At 71.7% G+C, this 1,710-nt stretch carries 3 protein-coding genes; 1 reads left to right on the top strand and 2 read right to left on the bottom strand.

The annotated features are described in order from the left end of the window. Positions 1–866, top strand: an 866-nt coding sequence (locus tag D7X99_RS41830; protein WP_147476430.1) for an IS66 family transposase, incomplete at its 5' end; no start/stop codon positions are given. Positions 867–913: 47 nt separating this feature from the next. Here D7X99_RS41830 and D7X99_RS41825 read toward each other — a convergent pair. After that, positions 914–1,369, bottom strand: coding sequence for an IS66 family transposase zinc-finger binding domain-containing protein (locus D7X99_RS41825; RefSeq protein WP_147476429.1), 456 nt, complete (start codon positions 1,367–1,369; stop codon positions 914–916). 46 nt (positions 1,370–1,415) lie between these two features. Next, positions 1,416–1,589, bottom strand: a complete 174-nt coding sequence (gene tnpB, locus D7X99_RS41820) for an IS66 family insertion sequence element accessory protein TnpB (protein WP_158627170.1) — start codon at positions 1,587–1,589, stop codon at positions 1,416–1,418. Positions 1,590–1,710 lie beyond the last annotated feature (121 nt).

Genomic DNA, 1,710 nt, shown 5'->3' with positions numbered 1-1,710 from the left:
AGCACCTCTTGCAAGTCATTGCCGCCGCCGAGGTGGTGTGGGCCGACGAGACGCCCGTGCGCGTGCTGGACGTGAAGAAGACGCGCCAGGGCTACCTCTGGACTTTCCTCACCCAGACGCCCGCGGGCGAGTGGCTGCTGGGCTACTGCTTCAGCCTGGGCCGGGCCAGCACGACGCCCAAGGAAGTCCTGGGCGGCACCCGGGGCGCCCTCGTGGTGGATGCCTATACGGGCTACAACGCGGTGACGCTGCCCGAGGGGCGCGTCCGCGTGGGCTGCTGGGCCCACGTCAGACGCCGCTTCTTCGAGGCGCTCCCCACCGCGCCCGAGGCCCGCGAGGCCCTGGACTTCATCCTCGCCCTCTACCGCGTGGAGGCGCTGGCCCGCGACGCGGCCGTCGTGCGCACGGACGCACACCGCGAGCTGCGTCAGCAGCGGAGTCTCCCCGTCCTCTGGGCGCTGCGTGCGTGGATGGAATCGCAGACTCCGCGCCACCTGCCCAAGGGCCCCATGGGCCAGGCCCTCTCCTACGCCCTGAAGCAATGGGACGCCCTGACGCGATTCTCTTCCGACGCGCGCCTGCCTCTGGACAACAACCGCTCGGAGGCGGCGCTGCGCAAGGCGGCCCTGGGCCGGAAGAATTTCCTCTTCGTCGGCCACGAGGCCGCGGGGGAGAATCTCGCCGGCCTCTACGCCCTCGTCGCCACCTGCGAGGCCAACGGCGTCAACCCCGAAGACTACCTGGCCGACGTGCTGCTGCGTGTGCAGACGCATCCTCACTCGTGCATCGGTGAGCTGCTACCCCACGAGTGGAAGCGGCGACGCACCGCCGACCCGCCCGAGTCGCCCCTCCAGCTCAGTCCCTGAACAACTCGCTCCTCGCGGCGCCCGCCGAGCACGGTCGGGGCCTGTCTTCAAGCGTCCCGGCACGACGTCCACCGGACGGTTACGCCGCACACGCACGCCAGCACCTCCTGCACGTGCGCCTGCTTCTCGAAGCGGGCGGGCACGTACTCGTACACCACCGAGGTGCGGCCCTGGCCCAGGGGCTTCAAGTCCTCGCTGCCGCACGCCGGGCAGTGGCGCTCGTCGGTGGGCACCGCGTGGCGAATCTCTCGCGCCGGAGCCTCCTCGGCTTTCCGGGTGGCTCTCTCCTGGCGCTTCTTCTTCGCCGCCTCGGCCCGGGCCGCCGTCGAATCCGCGTCCTTGCGCAGCTCCGTCGCCACCGGGGGCAGCTTCTCCGCCCTGCGGCCGAAGACGTGGCGCTCCAGCGTCGCCATCTTCGCCTCCAGCGACGTCAGGCGCTCCTTGAGCTCCTCGGCCTCCTCGCGCCAGGGGCAGAAGTGGTCTTGGGGCAACTCACGGGGCACCAGGCCTCAACACGCCACCGCCGCGCGGCGTCCCGGGCCAGGCGCGTCAGGTGCCCGTGCGCCCGGGAGGCGTCCAGGCGGGCTGGCGACTCACCTGGGCCACGTCGATGCCGTCCAGCAGCATGGCCAACTGCGTGGCGTCCAGCGTCACCGCCTGCGCGCCCGCGTCCACCGGCGGCAGCCGGAAGCGGCCCGCCTCCAGCCGCTTGTACAGTGTCAAGGCTCGGCCAATCAGGTCGCTGTTCGGTCCGGCCAATCAGGTCCGGACGTGAGGAGCCCGGGAAGCGTGACGGCGTGGACCGCGCGGGTTCGGCCAAACCGGTCCGGCAGGGGCTCCGCCA

This window comes from Corallococcus sp. AB032C (genome assembly GCF_003668935.1).
Taxonomy (GTDB): domain Bacteria; phylum Myxococcota; class Myxococcia; order Myxococcales; family Myxococcaceae; genus Corallococcus; species Corallococcus exiguus.
This window is presented reverse-complemented; position numbering and strand designations above follow the sequence as displayed.